The following is a 1,812-nucleotide window of genomic DNA, read 5'->3' on the forward strand; positions in this document are numbered from 1 at the left end:
CAGCCCTTGCGGGTCTTGACCTCGTCGGTGAGCTGGGGGACGACGTCGAAGAGGTCGCCGACCACGCCGTAGTCGACCAGGTCGAAGATCGGGGCCTCGGCGTCCTTGTTGATCGCCACGATCGTCTTCGAGGTCTGCATACCGGCCCGGTGCTGGATCGCCCCCGAGATGCCCGAGGCGATGTACAGCTGCGGCGAGACACTCTTACCGGTCTGGCCGACCTGGTTGGAGTGCGGGTACCAGCCCGCGTCCACCGCGGCCCGGGAGGCACCCACGGCCGCGCCCAGCGAGTCGGCGAGCGCCTCGATGACCGCGAAGTTCTCCGCGCCGTTCACCCCGCGGCCGCCGGAGACCACGATCGCGGCCTCGGTCAGCTCCGGGCGCCCGGTCGACTCCCGCGCCGTGCGCCCGGTCACCTTGGTGCCGGTCGCCGCCGGCGAGAACGACACCTCCAGGGCCTCGACCGCACCGGCGGCCGGGGCCGCCTCGACCGCGGCCGAGTTGGGCTTGACGGTGATCACCGGGGTGCCGGTGGTGACCTGGGTCTTGGTGGTGAAGGACGCGGCGAACACCGACTGGGTGGCCACCGGACCCTCCGCACCGGCCTCCAGGTCCACGGCGTCGGTGATGATGCCCGACTTGATGCGCAGCGCGAGGCGGGCGGCGATCTCCTTGCCCTCCGCCGAGGACGGCACCAGCACCGCGGCCGGCGCGACGGCGGCGACCGCGGCCTGCAGCGCATCCACCTTCGGCACCACCAGATAGTCCGCGTACTCCGCGGCCTCGTGCGTGAGGACCTTCACCGCACCGTGCTCGGCCAGCGCGGCGGCCGTGTCGGCGGCACCGTTGCCCAGCGCCACGGCGACCGGCTCACCGAGCCGGCGGGCCAGCGTGAGCAGCTCCAGGGTGGGCTTGCGGACGGCACCGTCCACGTGGTCGACGTAGACCAGAACTTCAGCCATGGAAATCTTCCAACTCTCGTGACGTGATGACGACTTGGCGACTCGGAGAGTCAGCGACTAGATGAACTTCTGGCCCGCGAGGAACTCGGCGAGCTGCTTGCCGCCCTCGCCCTCGTCCTTGACGATCGTGCCCGCCGTGCGCGCCGGACGCTCCGCGGCCGAGGCCACCTTCGTCCAGGCCCCCTCCAGACCGACCTCCTCGGCCTCGATGTCGAGGTCGGACAGGTCCCAGGACTGAACCGGCTTCTTCTTCGCCGCCATGATCCCCTTGAACGACGGGTAACGCGCCTCACCCGACTGGTCGGTCACCGACACCACCGCCGGCAGCGCCGCCTCCAACTGCTCCGAGGCCGCATCCCCGTCCCGGCGGCCCCTGACGGCGCCGCCCTCGACCGCAACCTCCGACAGCAGCGTCACCTGCGGCACCCCCAGCCGCTCGGCGACCAGCGCCGGCACGATGCCCGCCGTGCCGTCGGTCGACGCCATGCCCGACACCACCAGATCGAAGCCCGCCTTCTCGATCGCCTTCGCCAGCACCAGCGACGTCCCGATCGCATCCGTGCCGTGCAGATCGTCGTCCTCGACATGGATCGCCTTGTCCGCACCCATCGACAACGCCTTGCGCAGCGCGTCCTTCGCGTCCTCGGGACCCACCGTCAACACGGTGATCTCCACATCGTCATCCGAGTTCTCGGAAATCTGGAGCGCCTGCTCCACCGCGTACTCGTCCAGCTCCGACAGCAGACCGTCCACATCATCACGGTCCACGGTCAGGTCATCGGCGAAGTGCCGGTCGCCGGTCGCGTCCGGCACGTACTTCACGGTGACAACGATCCTCAAGCTCACGCCG

At 70.1% G+C, this 1,812-nt stretch carries 2 protein-coding genes; both read right to left on the minus strand.

Annotated elements, in window-relative coordinates:
* Window positions 1-962: electron transfer flavoprotein subunit alpha/FixB family protein (locus RBJ77_RS47935; protein WP_372350729.1), on the minus strand; the 962-nt coding region annotated here is incomplete at its 3' end.
* A gap of 57 nt (window positions 963-1,019) precedes the next feature.
* A complete protein-coding gene (locus RBJ77_RS47940) occupies window positions 1,020-1,808 on the minus strand; it encodes an electron transfer flavoprotein subunit beta (RefSeq protein WP_372350730.1) in 789 nt (262 codons plus the stop codon).
* Between the last annotated feature and the right edge of the window lie 4 nt (window positions 1,809-1,812).

This window comes from Streptomyces sp. KL116D (assembly GCF_030766975.1).
Taxonomy (GTDB): domain Bacteria; phylum Actinomycetota; class Actinomycetes; order Streptomycetales; family Streptomycetaceae; genus Streptomyces; species Streptomyces longispororuber_A.